The organism is Frischella sp. Ac48, assembly GCF_019641635.1.
Taxonomy (GTDB): Bacteria; Pseudomonadota; Gammaproteobacteria; order Enterobacterales; family Orbaceae; genus Frischella; species Frischella japonica.
In genome coordinates, this window is record NZ_JAETXP010000001.1 from 168,108 (window position 1) to 189,620 (window position 21,513).

The following is a 21,513-nucleotide window of genomic DNA, read 5'->3' on the forward strand; positions in this document are numbered from 1 at the left end:
AACTATTACAAATAGCATACTCAATAACCACTTTGTGACATATCGGGATGAAATATTATATTTTCAAGATGTTGTACTTTAGTTTCAATCTCCCCTGCCCTTTGCAAATCAATGATGCGCCATCCCGGCAAATCATTTGCTACCTGAAAATCATGGTTTAATGGTTTAAATTGAACACATGTTGAGGGTGTTGAAAATGCTTGGCAATGTGATAATCGATGATGTGATTTTTGATGAATATGCCCCCACCCAATACCTTTTATATTTGGATATTGGTTAATTAAATTGATAAATTCAGTATGATTAATTAAGCAATGATTATCCAGCCAATGACATTGAGACATAATTGGGTGATGATGTAAAAAAACCATTGCAAAACGATCAGGATACATTGCCAGTGTATTTGTAAGCAGAGCTAATTCTTGTGAAGATAATTGCCCATATGTTTTCCCTTCAACTTGACTATTAAGCATAATTACTAACCACTTTTCGCCTAATAAAACAACTTTATTGTCGGGTAAATTTTGCTGCTTAAAAATTAAGCGCATATTGTCACAATTATCATGATTTCCTGCTAACCAAACGCAAGGAGCTGAAAATTGTTTTATTGATTTTGCAAATCGCAAATAAGCTAACTGACTGCTATCTTGAACAAAATCACCTGTCGCCACAATTAAATCAAAATGTTCTCCATGCTGTTTAATTTCATTGATCACAGCATCAAAACTTGCATTCGTATTAATGCCTAGCAATAGACCATCCTCATCGGCAAAAAGATGTGTATCAGTAATGTGTAATATTTTCGCAGTCGGATATTTAATGGGGACAATTAAATGTTTTTTCAATTTCAATCTCAAGAATCACTCATTCCTATTAGTATATATTAACTATCCTGTTATTTCTGTTGCATAGCGCACACTTTGTATAGATAAAAATCAAAATCACAAAAAAATCTTTATTGGAGCCCCAAACAATGGTTAAGAAGCTTTAAGCTTAATTTTTTAATGTTTTAGCCATTCAGCTTGTAATTTTTGATAATTTAATTGTAGCCACTGTAAAGCAATAATTGACGCAGCATTATTAATCAAACCACTTTCAACCCAATGATAAGCTTGCTCACGTGTAACAACATGCACTTTGATATCTTCATTTTCCTCTGTTAAACCATGAATTCCCTTTGCTTTATTCGCATTGGTTTCACCAACAAAAATATGCAATTGCTCAGTTAATCCTCCTGGACTGGCTAAATAATTCATAATGGGCTTGCAACGATATATTTCAATACCAGCTTCTTCTTTTGCTTCTCTTCGTGCAACTTCTTCTAAAGATTCACCATCATGATCAACCATTCCAGCGATCAATTCTAAAATCCAAGGCGAATCTTGTGTTTCAATTGCCGCTATACGAATTTGTTCGATTAATACCACCTTATCCAACTGAGCATCGTAAGCCAATAAAACGACTGCATGACCTCTTTCTAAGATTTCACGTGTTACGACACCACTAAGAGTACCGTCAAATTTATGATATTGGAAACGATATTCCAATAACGAAAAAAAGCCTTTATATAAAATACGCTTAGTTAAATTAATAACATCTTTTTTGCCAAAAGTTATCGGATTATTTGATTTACGTTGCATAATTAACACTCAATTTTTTTAATAAAAAATGCGGATAATAATAAACAATGCTTATGCATATACTAATTATCTGTTAGAATTAAGCAATATATTTTTTTAAATAACTCAGTTTAACTTTGGGAAAATTCATGAAAAAAGTATTACCCTTTCTAATCGGTCTAGTTCTAGCGCCATCCGCTTTTGCAGAAAATTTAATCCAAGTTTATGAACAAGCAAGATTAACTAATCCTGACCTAAAAAGTTCCGTTGCAGATAAAGAAAAAGCCTATTCAGGAATTTCTGAACAACGTGCCAGCTTACTGCCGCAACTTGGTTTAAACGCATCTTACGGACTTAGTCACGGCTTCCGTGAAGCTAAAGATATGAATAGCAAAACAGGTAGACTTGGCTTGTCACTAAATCAAAGTATTTTTAATTATGCTAATTGGAAAAAATTAGATATTGCCCAGCAACAAGCAAGTGTTGCCGATATCGCTTATCAAGCAAGGGAACAAGCGCTCATTTTAGACACTGCAACTAATTATTTTAAAGTGTTGCGAGCGATCGATACATTGAGTTATGTTGACGCACAGAAAAAAGCTATATATCGACAACTTGAACAAACAAGACAAAAACACAAAGTGGGCTTAGTTGCCATTACCGATGTACAAAATGCGCAAGCAAATTATGATTTAACTATTGCTGAACAAGTCAGCTCATTAAATGATCTTAACAACGCACTAGAAGATTTACGTCAAGTAAGTGGTCGATTTTATGCTAATCTAGCTACAATAGATATTAAAGCGTTCAAAACTGAAAAACCTTCACATATTAGTCAATTATTACAACGTTCTGAAAATGCGAATTTAGATTTATTAACGGCCCGCTTAAGTCGAGACATTGCAAAAGAACAAATCAGATTAGCTCAATCTGGACACCTACCGACAATCAGTCTTAATGCATCTACTGGCTTAAATAAAAATGAAAATTATGGTGATAAAGTCGGATTAAAAAGCGATCATGTTACACCGGCTTATGCTGATAGAAACCAAATAACTGGCGCGAATACTATTGGTATCACATTTGATATGCCTATTTTTACTGGTGGAGCAACAATGTCACAGGTATCACAAGCGCAATATAACTATGTTAGCTTTAGTGAAAAATTAGAAAGTACTAATCGGGCTGTGATTAATAGAGTTCGTTCATCCTACAACAATATCTCAGCTGCTATAAGCTCAATTAAAGCTTATGAACAAAGTGTTGTTTCTGCACAAAGTTCTTTAGATGCAACTCAATCGGGATATGAAGTTGGAACTCGTACTATTGTTGACGTATTAACCGCAACCACCCAACTTTATGATTCTAAAAAAAGATTATCTAATTCTAAATATGACTATTTGATCAGTCTATTACAATTAAAATCATCCATTGGAACATTAACCGCGAATGATTTAGTTCAACTTAATAATATGTTAGGAAAAGAAACTACTACTTTATTAAGTATTAATTAATATTTATTAAAATGATAAGTATTGATTGATAAAAAAACCTGCTTAAAGCAGGTTTTTTTCTCTTTGAAACACAACAACTACTCAGTGGTAGCCGCTTCAAGTTTGCCATCATTAGACCAAACTCGGTATTTAACTTGAACATCTTCTGGCGTATAAACCACGATAGGTAAACGGCTATTATAATCCATTAAACCTAAATTATGTCTGATCGTTACGAATTCCGATTTACTAACAAAATCTGGAGGGCATGCCATTAATGTAGAAATACCATTAGACACTTTGGATACGGTATAATATTGATATCCCCATCCCTGCAACTCTTCTTGTTTAACGGTGCCGGCTAAACCACGACTATTGCAATCAACTTGCATTTGTTTGCCAATAAGCAATTCTACTTTGGCATCACGCTCATTTTTCAATTCAGGAAGATAAATCACCGAACGAACATAACCTGCTTCTGCTGCCGGATATGGAGCAATTTCATTCACATTCTTTACCATATTGTTTTGTCCAGTTGTACCATTACATGCAGTTAGTAAAAGCGCTACTGAACTAAATGCTATGGTGGCTAATTTTTTCATTTTCTACTCCTAAGAAATACCATTTTGTTATAACTACAATCTTTAAACATTTTATTATAAATATATAAACTAATATTTAGTTTTTCAAGATAAATATTATATTTAAAACCATAGCCGTAATAGATATAATTAGCTATCATATAAATAATGAAATACTTATTAAGATAATGTATATGCCTACCAATAAAAACAACGATCTATTAAAATTAATACTCAATTTAATTATTATTGGATTATTTATCATCATAACTTTTCAAGTTGTTGAACCATTTTTATTTGGTTTTTTTTGGGCCCTAATGGTGGTTATTACCACTTGGCCTTTTATGATCATTTGCCAAGAAAGATTATTTAATAAACGAATTCTTGCTGTTCTAGTTATGATGTTAATATTATCTCTATTTTTTATTATCCCTTTTATACTTATTGTGATGAGTATTGCTAAAAATGGGGGGTATTTGATTGATTTTGCTAAAAATCTTTCACATCATCAATTACCAACTATGGATTGGTTAAATAATATCCCGTTAGTTGGTAATGAATTGTATTTAAAATGGAATGATTTAATTAATCATGACGGTAGTGACCTGATTAAACAATTTCAACCTTATTTCGGCACCATGGTAACATGGACAATCAGCCAAGTAACAAATATTGGCGTCTTTCTTTTCCACTGCGCAATTATGATCATCTTTAGTGGATTACTCTTTTTAAAAGGTGAAGAAGTCAAGAAACATGTTTATCATTTTGCGCATCGTTTATCTAAACAACATGGTGAAGATACAGTAACATTAGCCGGACAATCTATTCGAGCTGTAGCCTTAGGTGTCGTTGTTACAGCTGTGACATTAACACTAATTGGTGGTTTAAGTTTAGTATTAACTAATATGCCATTTGTCGGACTTATAACCCTTGCCCTTTTCGTATGTTGTGTGGCGCAAATTGGACCAGTTATCATCATGGCTAGTTGTTCTATATGGCAATTTTGGAATGATAATATTGTAGCAGGAATCGTTCTAGTCATTGTTACTTTAGTTTTAACTACCTTAGACAGTTTAATGAGAACATTTTTAATTAAAAGAGGGGTTGATTTGCCTTTCTTAGTCATCTTATTTGGTGTCATCGGTGGCTTATTAGCCTTCGGCGCAATGGGACTATTTATTGGTCCGGTAATACTTGCGCTAACATATAACTTTATCCAAGCATGGATAGAAGAACAGGATGATAATTAAAGCGTCAAATATGACGCTTTCAATTGCATTAATTTCCAATTTATTTTTTATATGTCTCATAACGTAGTGCTTCAATACGTTTATCTAAACTAGGATGAGACATAAATAATTCTGAAATTTTAGCTTTTTTTGCACCATTTATGCAAAATGCAATAATTGAACTATCTTCACTAGGTTCATGACTCATTTTTAAACGTTGTAAAGCGGCTATCATTTTGTCTTTTCCAACTAACTCAGCCGCTCCTGCATCTGCATGAAATTCCCGATAACGCGAAAACCACATAGCAATTATACTAGCCAAGATACCAAATATCGATTCAAAAACCATTACAATTAAATAATAGACTATTTGTGACATGCCCCGGCCTCGTTCATTCAACATCTCAGCAGTCACAGATGCTAATATTCTCGATATAAAAATAACAAAAGTATTTAGCACTCCTTGCAATAACGTCATGGTAACCATATCGCCATTGGCGACGTGACTCATTTCATGAGCAATAACAGCCTCCGCTTCATCGCGAGTCATGGTGTTGAGCAAAGCACTACTAACCGCAACTAATGAACTATCGCGACGAGCACCGGTCGCAAATGCATTCATATCGGTAGCTTGATAAATAGCGACATCTGGCATATTGATATTTAAATGTTGTGATTGGCGACGGACAATATTAATTAACCATTGTTCATCTACAGTTATTGGCTGAGTAATAATTTTCCCGCCAACGGCTTTTAACGCCATTGTCTTAGACATAAATAATGATATTACCGAGCCTGAAAAACCAAAAATGGCTGCAAAAATCAATAAACCGGATAAACTGTGAGCATCAACACCAAATAAACTTAAAACAATCCCAAAAACGAACATTACCGCCAAGTTGGTTAATAAAAAAAGCCCAATACGCATCATAAATGGTAATTCCTTAAAAAATGTTTTTTACATAATGTCACATTGTATAAATCATAGAACATTAATTCAAAATTGATGGTTTGTGAAAAATAGTAAAACTTAGATGAGAGGGATAAAATTTGGTGGAGTCCCTATCAGCCACTTCCCACACACATAAAACTTACTTTGGCTGCTTCCTTCCGGACCTGACCAGATGAGCAAGAAAATGTTGCAAGAGAACCCATAGAAACTCCATAGATAGTGAGCTTATTATCCTTTAAAATAGCGAAAAACACAACTTACAATTTCTATTTGCCTAGAAAATAGACTAGCGTAATACTAAAAAGTGATCAATTTAGCAAAAATAAAGAATAAAGCTTAGAAAATGATATAAAAAAAGATTAGATTTATCACTAAACAATTATATTATTAATTTGTCAATAATTGTTATCGTCATGCATATCTGGCGAATAAGACTGCCTTTCGTAAAAGAATATATTCATGGAATACAGTAATGATAAAACAAAAAATTCTTAATTACTTAGCCAACCTTACCCCTTTTTTTGATCCTGAAAATATCAGTAACGTTTTTACAGCTAGTCATATTGCCGTTCAATTTAAGATCAAACGTAATACAGCCAGTTTATATCTTAATGAATTAGTGACCCAACATAAAGTTATCAAAATCATATCAAGACCGGTTTATTTTTTACATAAATCTGCTTTTGAAAAACAATTTTTTCATATTACCGATTATCAATTTCAAAATGTATCTGACCTATTTGCCAATAAACCATTAAATGAGAATGAAAACGATTTATTTTCATTGATAATTGGTCATAATCAATCACTAAAAAAACCAATTGAGCAATTAAAAATGGCGATGATATACCCAAATGGTGGATTACCATTATTAATATCGGGCTCAAGTGGTACTGGTAAAAGTTATTTGGCTAAATTACTTCACCTGTATTGTACGATTAATCGACTGATTGATACGGATGCGCCGTTTATTGTCTTCAATTGTGCGCAATATGCTAATAATCCAGAATTGTTAACTAGCAATCTTTTCGGTTATGTCAAAGGTGCTTTTACTGGTGCCGATAATGCAAAGGAAGGGGCATTTGAACATGCTAATGGTGGAATTTTATTCCTTGACGAAGTACATCGCTTAAATGGTGAAAATCAGGAAAAATTATTTACTTTCTTAGATAACGGTATTATCAATCGCATGGGCGATACTAAAAATAATATTCAATTACAAGTAAGATTAATATTTGCCACAACTGAAAATCTCAATAAACATTTTATTCGTACCTTTTTAAGACGTATTCCAGTTCAAGTCGTACTTCCTGATCTTGAAAATCGCACTAAACAAGAAAAAGAGCAATTGATTTATTTTATGTTCCAAAATGAAGCCAAACTTATACAACGTAAATTATCTATATCTCCGCAAACGCTAGCTAATCTAAAAAATCAACAATTCATAGGTAACATAGGTTCATTAGAAAATGTGATAAAAAACACCGTTGCCAGTGCATTTGCAAAACAAACTTGTCAAGATGTGATTAAAATTACAATTTATGATATTCCACAACAATTTATCAATCAACAATTCATTCAAACAACCCCAATTAATACAACGAATATTGAATTAGATCAAAACACTGATTTAAGTTATTTAGAACATTACCATAATCCAATATATGAGATGATCTATGATACTTATATTCGATTATTTACACTGTTTACAAACACACCTTCATCCCACGAATTAAACCATCAAAATGAAAGCAAAATGCTTGAGGAGATTGATCATCTTTTTGATAAACTTATTTTTGAAACCCAAAATCTACATTATCAACAGATTATAAGTTATATCATTAATCATATTACTAATGAATTACAATATTTAGAGCAAACATTTAATATTCAATTTAATGGTAATTATATTTGTGCAATAAGTTATTACCTTTATTATCGGGCAAATTTTAATTTTCAATTTAATCAAATTACTCATGACACTATCAACTCACTGCAGCAAACACTAAAAAAGAAAACCCCTCAAATTCATCGATTAGTAAAGCAGTTATTTCAAGCAATTGAAAGTAAAATTGATATTCAAGCTCAACCCATTGATCACATCATACTAACACTATATTTAAATAAAATGGGCGCTTTTGACAATAACGGTTTTACTAAAGCTGTAATTCTAGCTCATGGTTATGCTACTGCAAGTAGTATTGCTAACGTTGCAAATCGATTACTCGAAAAAAATATTTTTGAAGCTTTTGACATGCCTATTGATATAAAACCACAAGAAATTGCTAATAAAGTCATTGATTATATTGAACGGCATGATATATCACATGGATTATTGATATTAGTCGATATGGGATCATTAAAAGACATTTATCAATTTTTACCCCATACAATCACTAGCCCGATTGCCATCATTAATAATGTTTCAACTCAGATTGCTTTAAATATTGGCAGCTTAATTCTGCAACATGCTTATCTAGAAAAAATCATTGAAGAAGTTATTCCACAAAATATTCCCGAACATAATATTATTTATCCGAATCATAACAAACCAAAAGCCATTATTACCACCTGTGCGACGGGGATAGGCACGGCTAATAAAATTAAATCATTACTTACTGACAGTATATCCAGCATACTGGATATTGAAATTATTGCCTATGACTTTGAAGCATTAGATCGTGACAAAGGTACTGACACAATTTTTTTATTATATAATGTGATTGCTATAGTCGGCACATTAGATCCAAGTATTAGCGATATACCATTTATTTCATTAGAAGAACTCGTTTCTGGTAATAGTAATACAACATTACTATCGCTATTTAAACAAATCGACCGCAAAACGATTCAAGAAATCAATAATCGCATGATTAAAAACTTTTCTTTAGAACGGGTAATTGAATCAGTTACAATTTTAGATAGCAGCAAAGTTATTAATTATATTGAACAATGTATTCATCATTATGAAATCATTACTCATCAATCGTTATCCAACGATAAAAAAATTGCCCTTTATATTCATTTAAGTTGTTTAATTGAACGCTTAGTTCGTAATGTTCCACTTGAAAATCATCTTTATCAAAATCATTCTCAGTGTCAAAAAATTTCGTTAGAACAGATAAAAGAAGCATGTAGTGTCATTGAAACAGTATATAGTGTCAAAATACCTGAAGTTGAATTATTGTATATTCAAGACATTATTAAACATAAAACTGAGTTTTCAAAGCTACCATAAGACTTGCCGACCTCATTTCCCTTTTCCAGCAAAATTGCCAGAATTTCTGGCACGCTTTTTGCGTTTATTAATATACCAAAACAATAACACAAACTCATGTTTTCAATTATTGAATAAATTATGGATTAAGCATGGCGATTTCGTGGCTAACCAATAAATCGCTGTAAATAATTCGCCAAATAGGGATAAAGAGGATAACGAATGGGTAGACATTTTATTATGGCCAGTCATGGAACCTTAGCTCAAGGTATGAAAAATGCCATAGAAATTATTCTTGGCTCACAACCTAATCTGTTCAGTTTCTGCGCTTATGTAAAAGGTAATGAAGACATTACTCAATCAGTAAACCAATTTATGCGTCAATTCGCGACCGATGACGAAATCATAATCGTTACAGACATTTTTGGTGGCAGCGTTAATAACGAAATTATGAAATATCTAATTAACACGAATATCCATCTGATAGCTGGACTAAACTTATCATTAATGATCCAACTATTAACAAATAACGAACCAGTTGCCATTTTAATTGAAGAAGCAATTAAATCATCAACACAATCTATTCAATATTGTAATCAAACACTAAAGCACTGTGCAATTGCTGATAACGATTTTTAGAAAGGGGGTAAATTCATGATTAAACTATTACGCGTTGACCATCGATTACTACACGGTCAAGTGGCATTTTCCTGGACCCAATATTTGGGCGCTGATTGTATTCTGATCGCTAATGATAGTGTCGTTAATGACGAATTACGCAAAACAACCATTAAATTAGCTAGACCACCAGAAATCAAATTAGTGATCAAAAATATCACCGATTCCGTCGAGGCTCTTAAAAGTGGCGTGACCGATAAATATAAACTTTTTATTGTGGTTGAATCGGTGACGGATGCTTATCGATTAAGTAAAGATATTCCTGATATAAATCACATCAACTTGGGAGGAACCAAACCCAAAGACAACACCCAAAATATCTCAAAGACAATCAATATCACTGATGAAGAAGTGCAATATTTAAAAGAACTTCATCAAATGGGTAAAGAGATAGAAATTCGCATCGTTCCTAATGATAGAAAACAACTCATTAGCGATTGTATCAATATACAATAAGGAGATCCCAATGTTAGAAGCTATTCTCTTAGGTGTTGTCGCATTTATTGCACAATCAGAATATGCATTAGGTACTTCACTTCTTTCCCGCCCCATTGTTACTGGTTTTCTTACTGGTTTGGTTTTGGGTGATGTACAATCAGGTGTAACAATGGGAGCTTATCTTGAATTGGCCTTTATTGGTTCATTCTCAGTTGGTGCGTCAATCCCACCGGATGTCGTTACTGGCGGAGTATTAGGTACCGCATTTGCTATTACAGCAGGCGCCGGAGAAGAAACAGCATTACTCCTCGGATTACCAATTGCTACTTTGACATTAATCCTAAAAAATATTTATTTGGGAATTTTCATTCCTTTACTTAGTCATAAAGCAGATCAATATGCTGAACAGGGCAATGCAAATGGTGTGGCGAGAATGCATTTGATATCTGGTTTTGGTTTATCGCTTATGCTTGCGTTAATTGTTACTTTCTCATTCTCAGTTGGAAGTAATACAGTTAAAGCATTGCTTGAGCAGATCCCTGAATTCATTAAACATGGATTAACTGTTGCAACGGGTATAATCCCAGCACTCGGTTTTGCAATGTTAGCTAAATTAATCATTAACAATAAAGTAGCCCCTTATTTCTTCTTAGGTTTTGTCATTATGGCTTACTTAAAAATTCCAGTTACAGGTGTTGCAATTTTTGGTGCAATTATTGCGGTAATCATGGTGAGTTTAACAAAACCTCAACCTGTTGTTCAATCACAAGGAGAATTAAATGAACAAGATGATGACTTCTAAGAATAAAAATCAATTAATTACTAAACAAGATTTAAGAAGAGTATTTTGGCGTTCATTTCAAATGGAATTCTCCTGGAATTATGAGCGACAAATGAATTTGGCATATGTGTATGCTATGATACCGGTACTTAAAAAACTCTATACTAAAAAAGAAGATTTAGCAAAAGCCTTAAAACGTCATTTAGTATTTTTTAATACTACGCCACACATCGTCACACTGTTGTTAGGCATCACTACCGCGATGGAAGAAAAAAATGCTACTGAAAAAGATTTTGATGATACTTCAATTGATACCATTAAAACTTCGTTAATGGGGCCCATTGCCGGTATTGGTGATTCATTCTTTTGGGGAACATTGCGTTTAATTGCGACCGGCATCGGAACCAGTTTGGCAATTAATGGTAACGCACTTGGACCAATTTTATTTATTTTAATATTTAATATTCCCCACATCTTATTCCGTTATATTTTAACAGGAATAGGATATAAATTGGGTACTGGATTTTTAGACAAAATTCAGCAAAGTGGTATGATGCAAACCCTCACCTATGGCGCATCTATTATTGGGTTAATGGTGGTCGGTGCCATGACTGCTTCTATGATTGAAATTGAAATACCAATTTTAATTACTACCGGTGATTCACAAACTAGTGTCCAAAATATTATTAATGACATCATGCCATGTTTATTACCATTAACGACCTTTGGTATTGTATTTTGGTTATTAAAGAAACAAGCTAAACCATTAACGATTATCGCCGGTATGGCTATTTTTGGCATTCTTTGTTCCTATTTTGGCATCTTGTAAGAGGTAAATCATGACAAACTATGTCCATACCATGATGACTTACATTAATGAAGAACCATTAGTATTCAATACCGTTTTAAGTCAATATCAAACTAAACTTAAATCCTTTATTGAATTTAGTCAGAACCATAAGATTAAACGCTGTCTAATCTTAGCAACCGGTTCCTCATATAATGCCGCATTGTGCGCAAAATACTGTTTAGAAAATAAAGCTAATATTTTAGTTGAAATTAAAGAACCGTTCAATTTCAATTACTATGAAAATCTTGATACACAAATAGATTTAGTAATAGCTATTTCACAAAGTGGTAAAAGTGCATCAACGATTGATGCGTTAGATAAAATCAAAGCTGTCAATATTCCAATCTTTGTCTTGACCGCGAATACACAAAGCCCTATTTGTGACAAAACTGATTATCTATTAGATATTAACTGTGGTATAGAAACAGTGGGTTTTGTGACCAAAGGTTTTTTAATGACCGTATTAAATCTCTATTTAATGGCATTAATTATGGGAAAACAAAATAATGTTTTAACCCATGAGCAGTACGATAAATGTATTCAACAATTATTACAAATTGGTCAAATGATTCCGCGAATTATTGAACAAAGTTTAGCCTTTTTTAATCAACATCGAGCTGCTTTGGTCAACTATAATCGTTTTATAGCAATTGGTTATGGTGCTTTATTTGGCGTTACTAAAGAGTTTGAAACAAAATTTACCGAAACAGTAAGACTACCATCAACAGGATATGAACTTGAGGCCTATATGCATGGCCCTTATTTGGAAGCCAACAAACAACATTGTTTATTTTTTATCGAAGATAGTTATCATGATAACGGACAATATGATCGTTCACTAAGCTTAAAAAATTACATTTCAAGTTATGTAGGAGAAACTTTTACCATCGCGATAAGTAATAGTTTGTCGCTAAATAATAATCTCAATATCAATATTAAAGTTGATCATCATTTTACACCGTTGTTAACCGTTATTCCCTTACAAATACTCGCCTACCATGTGGCTGAAGCCAAAAATATCGATTTAAGGATTCGTATTTTTGACGATTTTGACAAAGTGCTTAAAAGTAAAATCTGAACAAAAAGAAATTTAAGGAGAGAATTATGTTAAGTTTTAAAGAAGATGAATATAAAACAAGTGAAAAATTAATTATTGAAGCTCGTCCGATTGCAGAACAAGTTGCCAGTGAAATTAACCAACAAGGCTATAGTAATATCTTTTTCGCTTCCGTTGGTGGAAGTTTGGCTCCTATGATGGTCATCGGTGAAATAGCCAAAGAAGTCACCGACGCACCTATTTATATCGAACAAGCTGCTGAATTATTAATTAAAGGTAATAAAAGACTCAATAAAGACTCTATTGTTATCACTTTATCCAAATCAGGTGATACCAAAGAATCCGTTGCGATTGCTAAATGGTGCAGAGAACAAGGCATTCGAGTCGTTGCGATCACTAAAAAATCAGATTCAAATCTTGCTCAGGCAGCCAACTGGCACATTCCAATGCGCCATGAAAATGGGGTAGAATTTGAATACATGCTATTATTCTGGTTATTCTTTAAATTACTCCATCTGCGTGGTGATTTTGCAGATTACGAGCAATTTGGGCAACAGTTAGAGTATTTACCACAAAACTTACTTGCAGCTAAAAAACAATTTGATCCAAAAGCCGATGAAATCGCTAAAAAATATTACCAAAGTAATTATATGATTTGGGTTGGTGGTGCCGAGATGTGGGGTGAAGTTTATCTATTCTCAATGTGTATTTTAGAAGAAATGCAATGGTTAAAAACCAAAGCTGTTAGCGCTTCAGAATTCTTCCATGGTACGCTTGAATTGGTCGATAAAGAACAACCATTATTTTTAGTTAAAGGGGAAGGAAAAGCACGAGTACTGGATGATCGTGTCGAGCGATTCGCCCAAAAAGTAACAGATAATTTAGTCGTAATTGATACCAAAGATTTCCCATTGCATCAAATTGATGACAAATTCCGATGGATTCTGGCTCCTACCATCTCTTCAACCTTATTGGTTGATCGATTAGCAGCACACTTTGAAAGCTATACAGGACATAGTTTAGATATCCGACGTTATTATCGTCAATTTGACTATTAATATTTAGTCTGACCATTTGATTTTAAGCAATGCGGTAAGCTTGATCATCGCTTACTGCATTTTTCTAATTGTATTCAATAGACTAAATTTACGATCAATCCATCAACTTAAGATACAAAGCTGACTATTTTTATGTTTAAACTTCACAAGTTATTCACAACACTTAAACAAAAATAAACATTTAAAAGTAGATTTATTGTATAATCAGACTGATTGGTAAAATGAGAGCAAATTATGTCAGGAAAGTTTATTGTCATTGAAGGACTTGAAGGCGCTGGTAAAACCACTGCTATAAAAACCGTTGCAGATGTATTGAAGCAAAACCGTATTTTCGATCTTGTTTATACCCGTGAACCCGGTGGTACTCCGATTGCTGAAGCACTACGTAACCTGATTAAAAATGGTCTTGATAATGAACCACTCACAGCAAAAGCTGAATTACTTATGTTTTATGCTGCGCGGATTCAATTGATTGATAATGTAATTAAGCCGGCATTATCAAAAAATCAATGGGTAATTGGTGACCGGCATGATCTATCAACACAAGCTTACCAAGGTGGTGGTCGTCAACTCGATAACCAATTTATGACAATACTTCGCGAAAATGTCTTAGATGGTTTTAAACCTGATTTGACTCTATACATGGATATTCCGCCAGAATTAGGCCTAAAACGAGCTTTGGCACGTGGTGAGTTGGATCGTATAGAACAAGAGTCACTAATCTTTTTTGATCGTGTGCGTAATCGTTATCAGGAATTAGCACAACATGATAGCTCGATTATAACTATTGATGCATCTCAACCATTAGAACAAGTAACACAAATGATTAGACAAACCCTTAAGACATGGTTAATTAAGCATGGTAATCAGTAAAGTTCAGATAGATTTGCAACCATGGTTAGTTAATGCTTATCAGGATTTAACTTTACCTTTAATACAACATCGTGCTCATCATGCATTATTGATAAAGTATATCAGCGGTTCAGGAGAAGATGATCTGATTAACAAGTTGGTGATGCGGTTGTTATGTCTTGAACCACAGCAAAATCAACCGTGTTATCATTGTCATAGTTGTCAATTATTCTTAGCACACAATCATCCTGATTTTTACCGTGTTGAGTTAGAAAAAGGCAAATCTTCAATCGGAATCAATCAAATTCGGCAAACTATTACTAAAGTTTATGAACGAGCACAACAAGGTGGCAATAAAGTTATTTGGATTAGAATTGCATCATTAATGACTGAAGCAGCCGCTAATGCTTTACTTAAAACCCTTGAAGAACCACCTGAAAATAGTTATTTTATTCTTTCTGATCGACATGATGGACAGTTACTTTCTACTATTCGCAGTCGTTGTCTAAGTTATTTTGTAAATATGCCAGATTTGGAAAATGCCAGTATCTGGCTTAAACAACATGTTTTAACTAACCAATTCAATGATAATGAATTAGCAACCGCACTCTTACTGAATGAGAATGCTCCTTTAGCGGCATTGTCTTTACTAGATTCTGAACATTGGCAAAACCGACAACAATTTTATAACCATCTTTATCGTAATCTTACTGAAAAAGATTTATGGGAATTACGTCATGATTTCATTAATCAAGAAGATGTTTTGATCCGTTTACATTGGGTTAATACTTTGCTCGTCGATGCTTTAAAAGCGCGGCATAAATCGGGACGTTTTATCATAAATCGTGACCATGTGCCATTAGTGAGACTTATCGCCAGCTTTGGTAATGAAACTATTATTCAACTTTATAGCATATGGAATAATGCCCGTCATCAATTGATGACCATGACAGGACTTAATCAAGATTTAATCATAAGCAATCTATTAGCAGAATCAGAAATACTTCTTAATGCATAAGGGATTTGTCTGCAATTTTATAAGATTTTTGCTATAATTCTAACAATAATTTTTTTAGAATAAGGAAATTTGTATATGCCATCCCCAATCATCGTTGCCGTTGATTTTCCTGATACAAAGTCAGCCTGGAATTTTATCGATCGCGTTGATCCCCAAGATTGTCGACTAAAAATAGGTAAAGAGCTATTTACCCTAGCTGGCCCTGATTTTGTTAAATTAATTCAAAATAAAGGATTTGATGTTTTTCTTGATCTAAAATTTCATGATATCCCTAATACCGTAGCCAAAGCCGTGGCCGCCGCAGCAGATTTAGGCGTATGGATGACAAATGTTCATGCCAGCGGTGGAGCACGAATGTTACAGGCTGCTAAAGATGCGCTTTATCATTATGGAAAAGATGCTCCTTTATTAATTGCTGTAACCGTTTTAACCAGTATGGAATTAGCTGATTTGCGCGAAATTGGTATTAATGCATCACCATTAGAGCAAGCAACTCGTTTAGCGGTATTGGCTAAAAATTGCGGACTTGACGGCGTCGTCTGCTCAGCTAAAGAGGTACAAAGTTTTAAAATTCGTTTAGGTAGCCAATTCAAATTGGTAACACCGGGTATTCGTCCGGCAGGTTCATCAGCCGATGATCAGCGTCGCATTATGACACCGCAACGCGCCATTGCCGCAGGTTCTGATTATTTAGTTATTGGTCGGCCAATTACTCAATCACCCGATCCACAAAAAACACTTAAAGATATAATGGCAACATTGGATTTAAAATAAGGCATTAGTATGGTAGAAAATCCACTGGTATATTCAACGGAAATCGGACGCGTTAAGCAACAATCGACAACCGCTGCTCGCCCAGAAGGTGATGGTTTTATACGTATTCAAAAACAAACTGCCGGTCGTAAAGGTAAAGGGGTTTGTGTTATCACTGGGTTTGATCTTAATGATCAGGATATCGCTAAACTCGCCGCTGAATTAAAAAAGAAGTGTGGTTGTGGGGGTAGTGTAAAAGATGGCGCGATTGAAATACAAGGTGACAAACGTGATCTTTTAAAACAGCTATTAGAACAGAAAGGCTTTAAGGTTAAATTAGCTGGTGGTTAATAATATTTGTCTTATAAACCGAATGCAAAAACCAAAACAGTAGTTTTGGTTTTTGCAATTGATTAATGGCTGCCTTTAGCACGCATTTTTGCTGAAATTTCTCGACGCTCTTTGGAAATTTCTGCATTTTTAATAATGAAATCATCCACACGATCTTCATAATCTAATTTCATATTGGCGATAATCGCTTGAATTTCATCATAACTCATTTCTGGTTTGATATATTCACTCAAATTTTCAAGTAATAAAACGCGTTTTTGATTATCACGAATTTTTTTTTCGTTATCAGTTATTTCACGTTTTAGCTTATTTAATTGACGAGATAAACGCACATATTCTAGAACATCCTGAAATGAAGGTTTTTTTGCATTATCTTTTTCCATTAGCTAACCCCTTAATATCAAAAAATTATAAAAAATAAATATTGTGATCAGTATATACTAGTTAGTGATTAAAGTGGAATAAATTACAATAGCTATGAGCAATTACTTAAAATGATAAATTAATCGCACTAGCAAAAATAAATCTATTACTGAATACCAACGATAACCATTAACTTTAGCGTAACCATCATGTTCACTCGCAAATCATAAAAATTTTATAGCGCGCAAATTAAACTATCTTTTGTGTTTTAACAATCATCATATCCGAGATAAAAGAGCCATCGGATTGTAAATCAAAATACTGCTGCACTTTGCTGGTCGCTCGGAATGGCATCCACTTGTAAAGCGCGTGTTCGCGTACGCCTCACCCAGCTATCAAAAATTTAAAAACAAGTGATACCGTTGATTATTATCAACCGTAAAACCAGCTTCGGTCAACATAGTTAATTAATCATCCGGCGTGTAGTCACGAACATGAAAAGTATCACGCAAGGCACCTTGTTTGTAACCAACTAGATCGTCTGGAGAAACCAGAACCTTAATAATTAATCTGCTATTTGGTTGAATAATTCGATGCAATTTTCGCAAACTTTTATCTACATCATCCCAATGGAGTGCCGAATAACGACTAACAACCTGATCAAATCGCTTATTGGCGAACGGTTGCAGTTAGCACAACCTTATACAAAAGTAATATTGTTAAAACCACGTTCTTTGGCTGTTTGTGAGGGAACAGATTACATTTCATTAGCAATGATCATAAGCCGTGACAATTTTAACATGCTGCGAGCAATAAAACTGATTTGCTTAGATCCCTTTCCCCCATATTGAGCTACTCAGCATCAGGATAATCTATAAAAAAATCCGCTAAATAGGCAGCATCATATCCTTGAGCATGGATGTTATTGGTTAAATAGCCGTTAGCCTGTTCGCCAAATTATTGTTTGACATTATCGGGATGTGTTGTCATGGTCATTTCTTTTCGTTGGGCGCCGATAAGCGCCCTTGGTTTAGCTATGTTAAAAAGGTCGGAATTTTATTTTCGAAAGCACTAATTGCATCTTCATGTTGCAAGGTCAACCCAATATTATCTAAGCCATTCAATAAACAGTGACGTTTAAAGGCATCGATTTTAAAAGAATATTGCTTATCGCCAGCAATCACCACTTCATTAACTAAATCAATAGTAAACTCAATACCATAATTGGCTTCAACAATTTTGAATAATTCATCAACCTCTTCTTCTGATAAATTAACCAAAAGTAACTGATTGTTAAACGAATTATTATAAAAAATATCGGCAAAACTTGAGCCTATAATAGTTTTAAAACCATAATCAGCTAGCGCCCAAGGTGCATGTTCTCGTGATGAACCGCAGCCAAAATTTTCGCGTGCTAATAAAATACTGGCACCTTTATAGCGTGGTTTATTAAGTACAAATTCAGGATTAGGCTGCTGACCGGCATCATCTAAAAAGCGCCATTCATGAAATGCATGCTTACCAAAACCGGTTCTCGTTACTTTTTGGAGAAACTGTTTAGGAATAATTGCATCTGTATCAACGTTAGCCGCATCTAAAGGAACGACCAGTCCGGTATGTTTCGTAAATTTAGCCATGACAAGCCTCCTTAAAATGATTCACGAATATCAGTAAAATGACCAGTAATAGCTGCTGCGGCTGCCATAGCTGGACTCACCAAATGGGTTCTGGCATCACGACCTTGACGACCTTCAAAATTACGGTTACTGGTTGATGCGCAACGATCGCCCGGAGCCAGCTTATCATCATTCATTGCTAAACACATCGAACAACCAGGCAAACGCCATTCAAAACCAGCTTCAATAAAAATCTTATCTAATCCCTCCGCTTCGGCTTGTTCTCGAACCGGGCCAGAACCAGGAACAACTAATGCTTGCACACCATCAGCTACTTTACGACCTTTAGCAATTTGAGCGGCCACACGTAAGTCTTCGATGCGTGAATTAGTGCATGAACCGATAAAAACTTTATTAATTTTAATATCAGCGATTTTAGTGCCTGCAGTTAACCCCATGTAAGCTAAAGCCCTTTCTGCTGAATTTTTTTCGATCGGATCAGTAAAATCATTTGGATTCGGTACCTGAGCATCAATCGACGTTACTTGACCTGGATTTGTCCCCCAGGTTACCTGTGGCGCGATGTCTTTACCATCTAATGTCACAACGGAATCAAAATGTGCACCTTCATCCGTTGTCAGGGTCTTCCAATAAGCGACAGCTTTCTCAAAATCTTCGCCTTTCGGTGAAAATTGCCGACCTTTCAAATATTCAAAAGTAACGTCATCAGGAGCCACAATACCTGCTTTAGCACCCATTTCAATTGCCATATTACATAGCGTCATTCGACCTTCCATTGATAATGCCTTAATCGCTTCACCACAAAACTCAACCACATGACCAGTACCGCCGGCGCTAGTGGTTTTGCCAATGATAGCTAAAATGATATCTTTTGCAGTAATCCCTTCAGCTACTTGACCTTTAACTTCGATTTTCATGGTTTTCGCACGACCCTGTTTTAAGGTTTGGGTAGCTAACACATGCTCCACTTCCGAAGTCCCTATACCAAACGCCAAGGCACCAAAAGCACCATGTGTTGCGGTGTGTGAATCGCCACAAACAATAGTCATACCTGGTAATGTCATTCCTTGCTCTGGGCCTACAACATGGACAATCCCACGTAATGGGCTTTGTAAGCCATATAACGAAATCCCAAATTCTTTGGCATTTTTATCTAACTCAGTTAATTGAATGCGTGCCATTTCACTACATGCGCTTAAATCATTGCTTTTAGTTGAGGTATTATGATCCATTGTAGCAAATGTTTTATGAGGTTGACGAACTCTGCGATTCATCGCCCGTAAACCATCAAAAGCTTGAGGAGAAGTAACTTCATGCACTAAATGACGATCAATATATAAAATAGGTGTCTCATTTGCTGCTTCATAAACGACATGTGCATCATATAATTTTTGATACAAGGTTTTAGGATTTGTTGACATTGCTTACATTCCTTTTTGCCACTAATTAGGATTAACGTAAACGTCAATCCTCTGTTTTTTAAATTTTATTTGATATTAAATTAAACGACAGATTGCATCACCCATTTCATCAGTAGAAACAAAATCACCACCACGAGCTAAATCAATCGTACGTATACCCTGTTCTAAAGCATTATTGACAGCTTGCTCAATGGCTTTAGCAATATCATCGCGTTTTAAACTGTAACGAACTAATAAAGCTAATGATAAAATTTGTGCTGCTGGATTAGCGATGTTTTTGCCAGCAATATCAGGCGCACTGCCACCGGCCGGCTCATATAAACCAAAACCTTCTTCATTCAAACTCGCAGACGGTAACATTCCCATAGAGCCGGTAATCATGGCACATTCATCGGATAAAATATCACCAAACAAGTTAGAGCATAACAATACATCAAATTGCGCTGGATCTTTAACCAATTGCATAGTCGCATTGTCAATATACATATGCTCTAATGCAACATCCGGATATTCTTTTGCAATTTCAGTAACCACTTCACGCCATAAAATCGAGGTTTGTAATACGTTTGCTTTATCAACTGATGTGACTTTTTTACGTCGGATTTGTGCTGCTGCAAAGCCCATTCTGGCAATGCGTTCAATTTCAAAGCGATGATATACTTCAGTATCAAAGGCTTTTTCTTGAGCGCCACTGCCTTCGCGACCTTTAGGCAAACCAAAATAGATACCGCCGGTTAATTCACGCATGCATAAAATGTCAAAACCTCGTTTCGCAATATCTTCGCGTAGTGGGCACAATTCTTCCAAGCCTTGATAGAGACTCGCCGGACGCATATTAGCAAATAATTTAAAATGTTTACGCAATGGCAGTAATGCGCCACGTTCAGGTTGTTGATCAGGTGGTAAATGTGTCCATTTTGGCCCCCCTACCGAACCAAATAAAATAGCATCAGCTTTCTCGCAACCTTCTAACGTAGCTTTAGGTAACGGACAACCGTGAATATCAATGGCTGCACCACCTACATCATATTCACTGGTTGTGATTGTTAACTGATATTTGTTACGAATAACATCAAGCACTTTATAAGCTTGCTTCATAACTTCTGGACCTATTCCATCGCCAGGTAGGACTGCAATATGGTAAGACTGTGACATAATAATCCTC

Annotated in this window: 22 protein-coding genes and 1 other RNA gene; 13 read left to right on the top strand and 10 right to left on the bottom strand. The window is 34.7% G+C overall.

Annotated features, from left to right (window positions below; genetic code table 11):
* Nucleotides 1–20: 20 nt before the first annotated feature.
* Together cpdA and nudF are read right to left on the bottom strand one after the other, a co-directional pair.
* Nucleotides 21–857 carry a 3',5'-cyclic-AMP phosphodiesterase gene (cpdA, locus tag JMI89_RS00755; RefSeq protein WP_220679070.1) on the bottom strand — a complete coding sequence of 279 codons (837 nt, stop codon included), beginning with the start codon at nucleotides 855–857 and terminating at the stop codon, nucleotides 21–23.
* 144 nt (nucleotides 858–1,001) lie between these two features.
* Nucleotides 1,002–1,640 (bottom strand): ADP-ribose diphosphatase, encoded by a 639-nt coding sequence (gene nudF, locus JMI89_RS00760; protein WP_220679071.1) that lies wholly within the window; start codon nucleotides 1,638–1,640, stop codon nucleotides 1,002–1,004.
* A gap of 128 nt (nucleotides 1,641–1,768) precedes the next feature.
* Between nudF and tolC the strand changes: the two genes are divergently transcribed.
* Nucleotides 1,769–3,133 carry an outer membrane channel protein TolC gene (gene tolC, locus JMI89_RS00765; RefSeq protein ID WP_187755621.1) on the top strand — a complete coding sequence of 455 codons (1,365 nt, stop codon included), beginning with the start codon at nucleotides 1,769–1,771 and terminating at the stop codon, nucleotides 3,131–3,133.
* A 77-nt stretch (nucleotides 3,134–3,210) separates the two neighbouring features.
* On the opposite strand, the gene eco is transcribed toward tolC, so the two are convergent.
* Complete coding sequence (gene eco, locus JMI89_RS00770) at nucleotides 3,211–3,714, bottom strand: serine protease inhibitor ecotin (protein ID WP_187755622.1); 504 nt, start codon at nucleotides 3,712–3,714, stop codon at nucleotides 3,211–3,213.
* Nucleotides 3,715–3,887: 173 nt separating this feature from the next.
* Here eco and ydiK point away from each other — a divergent pair, with 173 nt between their 5' ends.
* A complete protein-coding gene (gene ydiK, locus JMI89_RS00775; RefSeq protein WP_220679072.1) occupies nucleotides 3,888–4,943 on the top strand; it encodes an AI-2E family transporter YdiK in 1,056 nt (351 codons plus the stop codon).
* Nucleotides 4,944–4,983: 40 nt separating this feature from the next.
* On the opposite strand, the gene htpX is transcribed toward ydiK, so the two are convergent.
* Complete coding sequence (htpX, locus tag JMI89_RS00780; protein WP_220679073.1) at nucleotides 4,984–5,853, bottom strand: protease HtpX; 870 nt, start codon at nucleotides 5,851–5,853, stop codon at nucleotides 4,984–4,986.
* Between the two features lie 129 nt (nucleotides 5,854–5,982).
* Nucleotides 5,983–6,078: signal recognition particle sRNA small type (gene ffs / locus JMI89_RS00785), an RNA gene on the bottom strand.
* 268 nt (nucleotides 6,079–6,346) lie between these two features.
* On the opposite strand from ffs, the gene JMI89_RS00790 reads away from it, so the two are divergent.
* From JMI89_RS00790 to yciH, 11 genes are all read left to right on the top strand, one after another.
* Complete coding sequence (locus JMI89_RS00790) at nucleotides 6,347–9,112, top strand: sigma 54-interacting transcriptional regulator (protein ID WP_220679074.1); 2,766 nt, start codon at nucleotides 6,347–6,349, stop codon at nucleotides 9,110–9,112.
* Nucleotides 9,113–9,313: 201 nt separating this feature from the next.
* Nucleotides 9,314–9,730 (top strand): PTS sugar transporter subunit IIA, encoded by a 417-nt coding sequence (locus tag JMI89_RS00795; protein ID WP_220679075.1) that lies wholly within the window; start codon nucleotides 9,314–9,316, stop codon nucleotides 9,728–9,730.
* A 15-nt stretch (nucleotides 9,731–9,745) separates the two neighbouring features.
* A complete protein-coding gene (locus JMI89_RS00800) occupies nucleotides 9,746–10,225 on the top strand; it encodes a PTS sugar transporter subunit IIB (RefSeq protein ID WP_187755627.1) in 480 nt (159 codons plus the stop codon).
* 10 nt (nucleotides 10,226–10,235) lie between these two features.
* On the top strand, nucleotides 10,236–11,009 hold the full coding sequence (locus tag JMI89_RS00805) for a PTS sugar transporter subunit IIC (RefSeq protein ID WP_187755628.1): 774 nt from the start codon (nucleotides 10,236–10,238) through the stop codon (nucleotides 11,007–11,009).
* Nucleotides 10,999–11,817: a PTS system mannose/fructose/sorbose family transporter subunit IID gene (locus JMI89_RS00810; protein WP_370633694.1), complete on the top strand. Its 819-nt coding sequence runs from the start codon at nucleotides 10,999–11,001 to the stop codon at nucleotides 11,815–11,817. Before JMI89_RS00805 ends, JMI89_RS00810 begins: the two co-directional genes overlap by 11 nt.
* Before the next feature lie 10 nt (nucleotides 11,818–11,827).
* Nucleotides 11,828–12,916, top strand: coding sequence for an SIS domain-containing protein (locus tag JMI89_RS00815; protein WP_220679077.1), 1,089 nt, complete (start codon nucleotides 11,828–11,830; stop codon nucleotides 12,914–12,916).
* Nucleotides 12,917–12,942: 26 nt separating this feature from the next.
* The gene (locus JMI89_RS00820; protein WP_220679078.1) at nucleotides 12,943–13,953 is read left to right on the top strand and encodes an SIS domain-containing protein; all 1,011 of its coding nucleotides are present in this window, start codon (nucleotides 12,943–12,945) and stop codon (nucleotides 13,951–13,953) included.
* A gap of 234 nt (nucleotides 13,954–14,187) precedes the next feature.
* Nucleotides 14,188–14,826, top strand: coding sequence for a dTMP kinase (gene tmk, locus JMI89_RS00825; protein ID WP_220679079.1), 639 nt, complete (start codon nucleotides 14,188–14,190; stop codon nucleotides 14,824–14,826).
* Nucleotides 14,813–15,823, top strand: a complete 1,011-nt coding sequence (locus JMI89_RS00830) for a DNA polymerase III subunit delta' C-terminal domain-containing protein (protein ID WP_220679080.1) — start codon at nucleotides 14,813–14,815, stop codon at nucleotides 15,821–15,823. The genes tmk and JMI89_RS00830 overlap by 14 nt, the downstream gene beginning before the upstream one ends.
* A gap of 75 nt (nucleotides 15,824–15,898) precedes the next feature.
* Nucleotides 15,899–16,597 carry an orotidine-5'-phosphate decarboxylase gene (gene pyrF / locus JMI89_RS00835; protein ID WP_187755632.1) on the top strand — a complete coding sequence of 233 codons (699 nt, stop codon included), beginning with the start codon at nucleotides 15,899–15,901 and terminating at the stop codon, nucleotides 16,595–16,597.
* Nucleotides 16,598–16,606: 9 nt separating this feature from the next.
* The gene (yciH, locus tag JMI89_RS00840; RefSeq protein ID WP_255562832.1) at nucleotides 16,607–16,927 is read left to right on the top strand and encodes a stress response translation initiation inhibitor YciH; all 321 of its coding nucleotides are present in this window, start codon (nucleotides 16,607–16,609) and stop codon (nucleotides 16,925–16,927) included.
* Nucleotides 16,928–16,989: 62 nt separating this feature from the next.
* On the opposite strand, the gene tmaR is transcribed toward yciH, so the two are convergent.
* The 5 genes from tmaR to leuB form a co-directional block, all read right to left on the bottom strand.
* Nucleotides 16,990–17,310 (bottom strand): PTS system regulator TmaR, encoded by a 321-nt coding sequence (gene tmaR / locus JMI89_RS00845; RefSeq protein ID WP_187755634.1) that lies wholly within the window; start codon nucleotides 17,308–17,310, stop codon nucleotides 16,990–16,992.
* Nucleotides 17,311–17,757: 447 nt separating this feature from the next.
* Nucleotides 17,758–17,979 carry a methyltransferase domain-containing protein gene (locus JMI89_RS00850; protein ID WP_187755762.1) on the bottom strand — a complete coding sequence of 74 codons (222 nt, stop codon included), beginning with the start codon at nucleotides 17,977–17,979 and terminating at the stop codon, nucleotides 17,758–17,760.
* Between the two features lie 345 nt (nucleotides 17,980–18,324).
* On the bottom strand, nucleotides 18,325–18,927 hold the full coding sequence (gene leuD, locus JMI89_RS00855; protein WP_220679081.1) for a 3-isopropylmalate dehydratase small subunit: 603 nt from the start codon (nucleotides 18,925–18,927) through the stop codon (nucleotides 18,325–18,327).
* Between the two features lie 11 nt (nucleotides 18,928–18,938).
* The gene (leuC, locus tag JMI89_RS00860) at nucleotides 18,939–20,348 is read right to left on the bottom strand and encodes a 3-isopropylmalate dehydratase large subunit (RefSeq protein WP_187755636.1); all 1,410 of its coding nucleotides are present in this window, start codon (nucleotides 20,346–20,348) and stop codon (nucleotides 18,939–18,941) included.
* 75 nt (nucleotides 20,349–20,423) lie between these two features.
* Complete coding sequence (gene leuB / locus JMI89_RS00865; protein WP_187755637.1) at nucleotides 20,424–21,503, bottom strand: 3-isopropylmalate dehydrogenase; 1,080 nt, start codon at nucleotides 21,501–21,503, stop codon at nucleotides 20,424–20,426.
* Nucleotides 21,504–21,513: the final 10 nt, after the last annotated feature.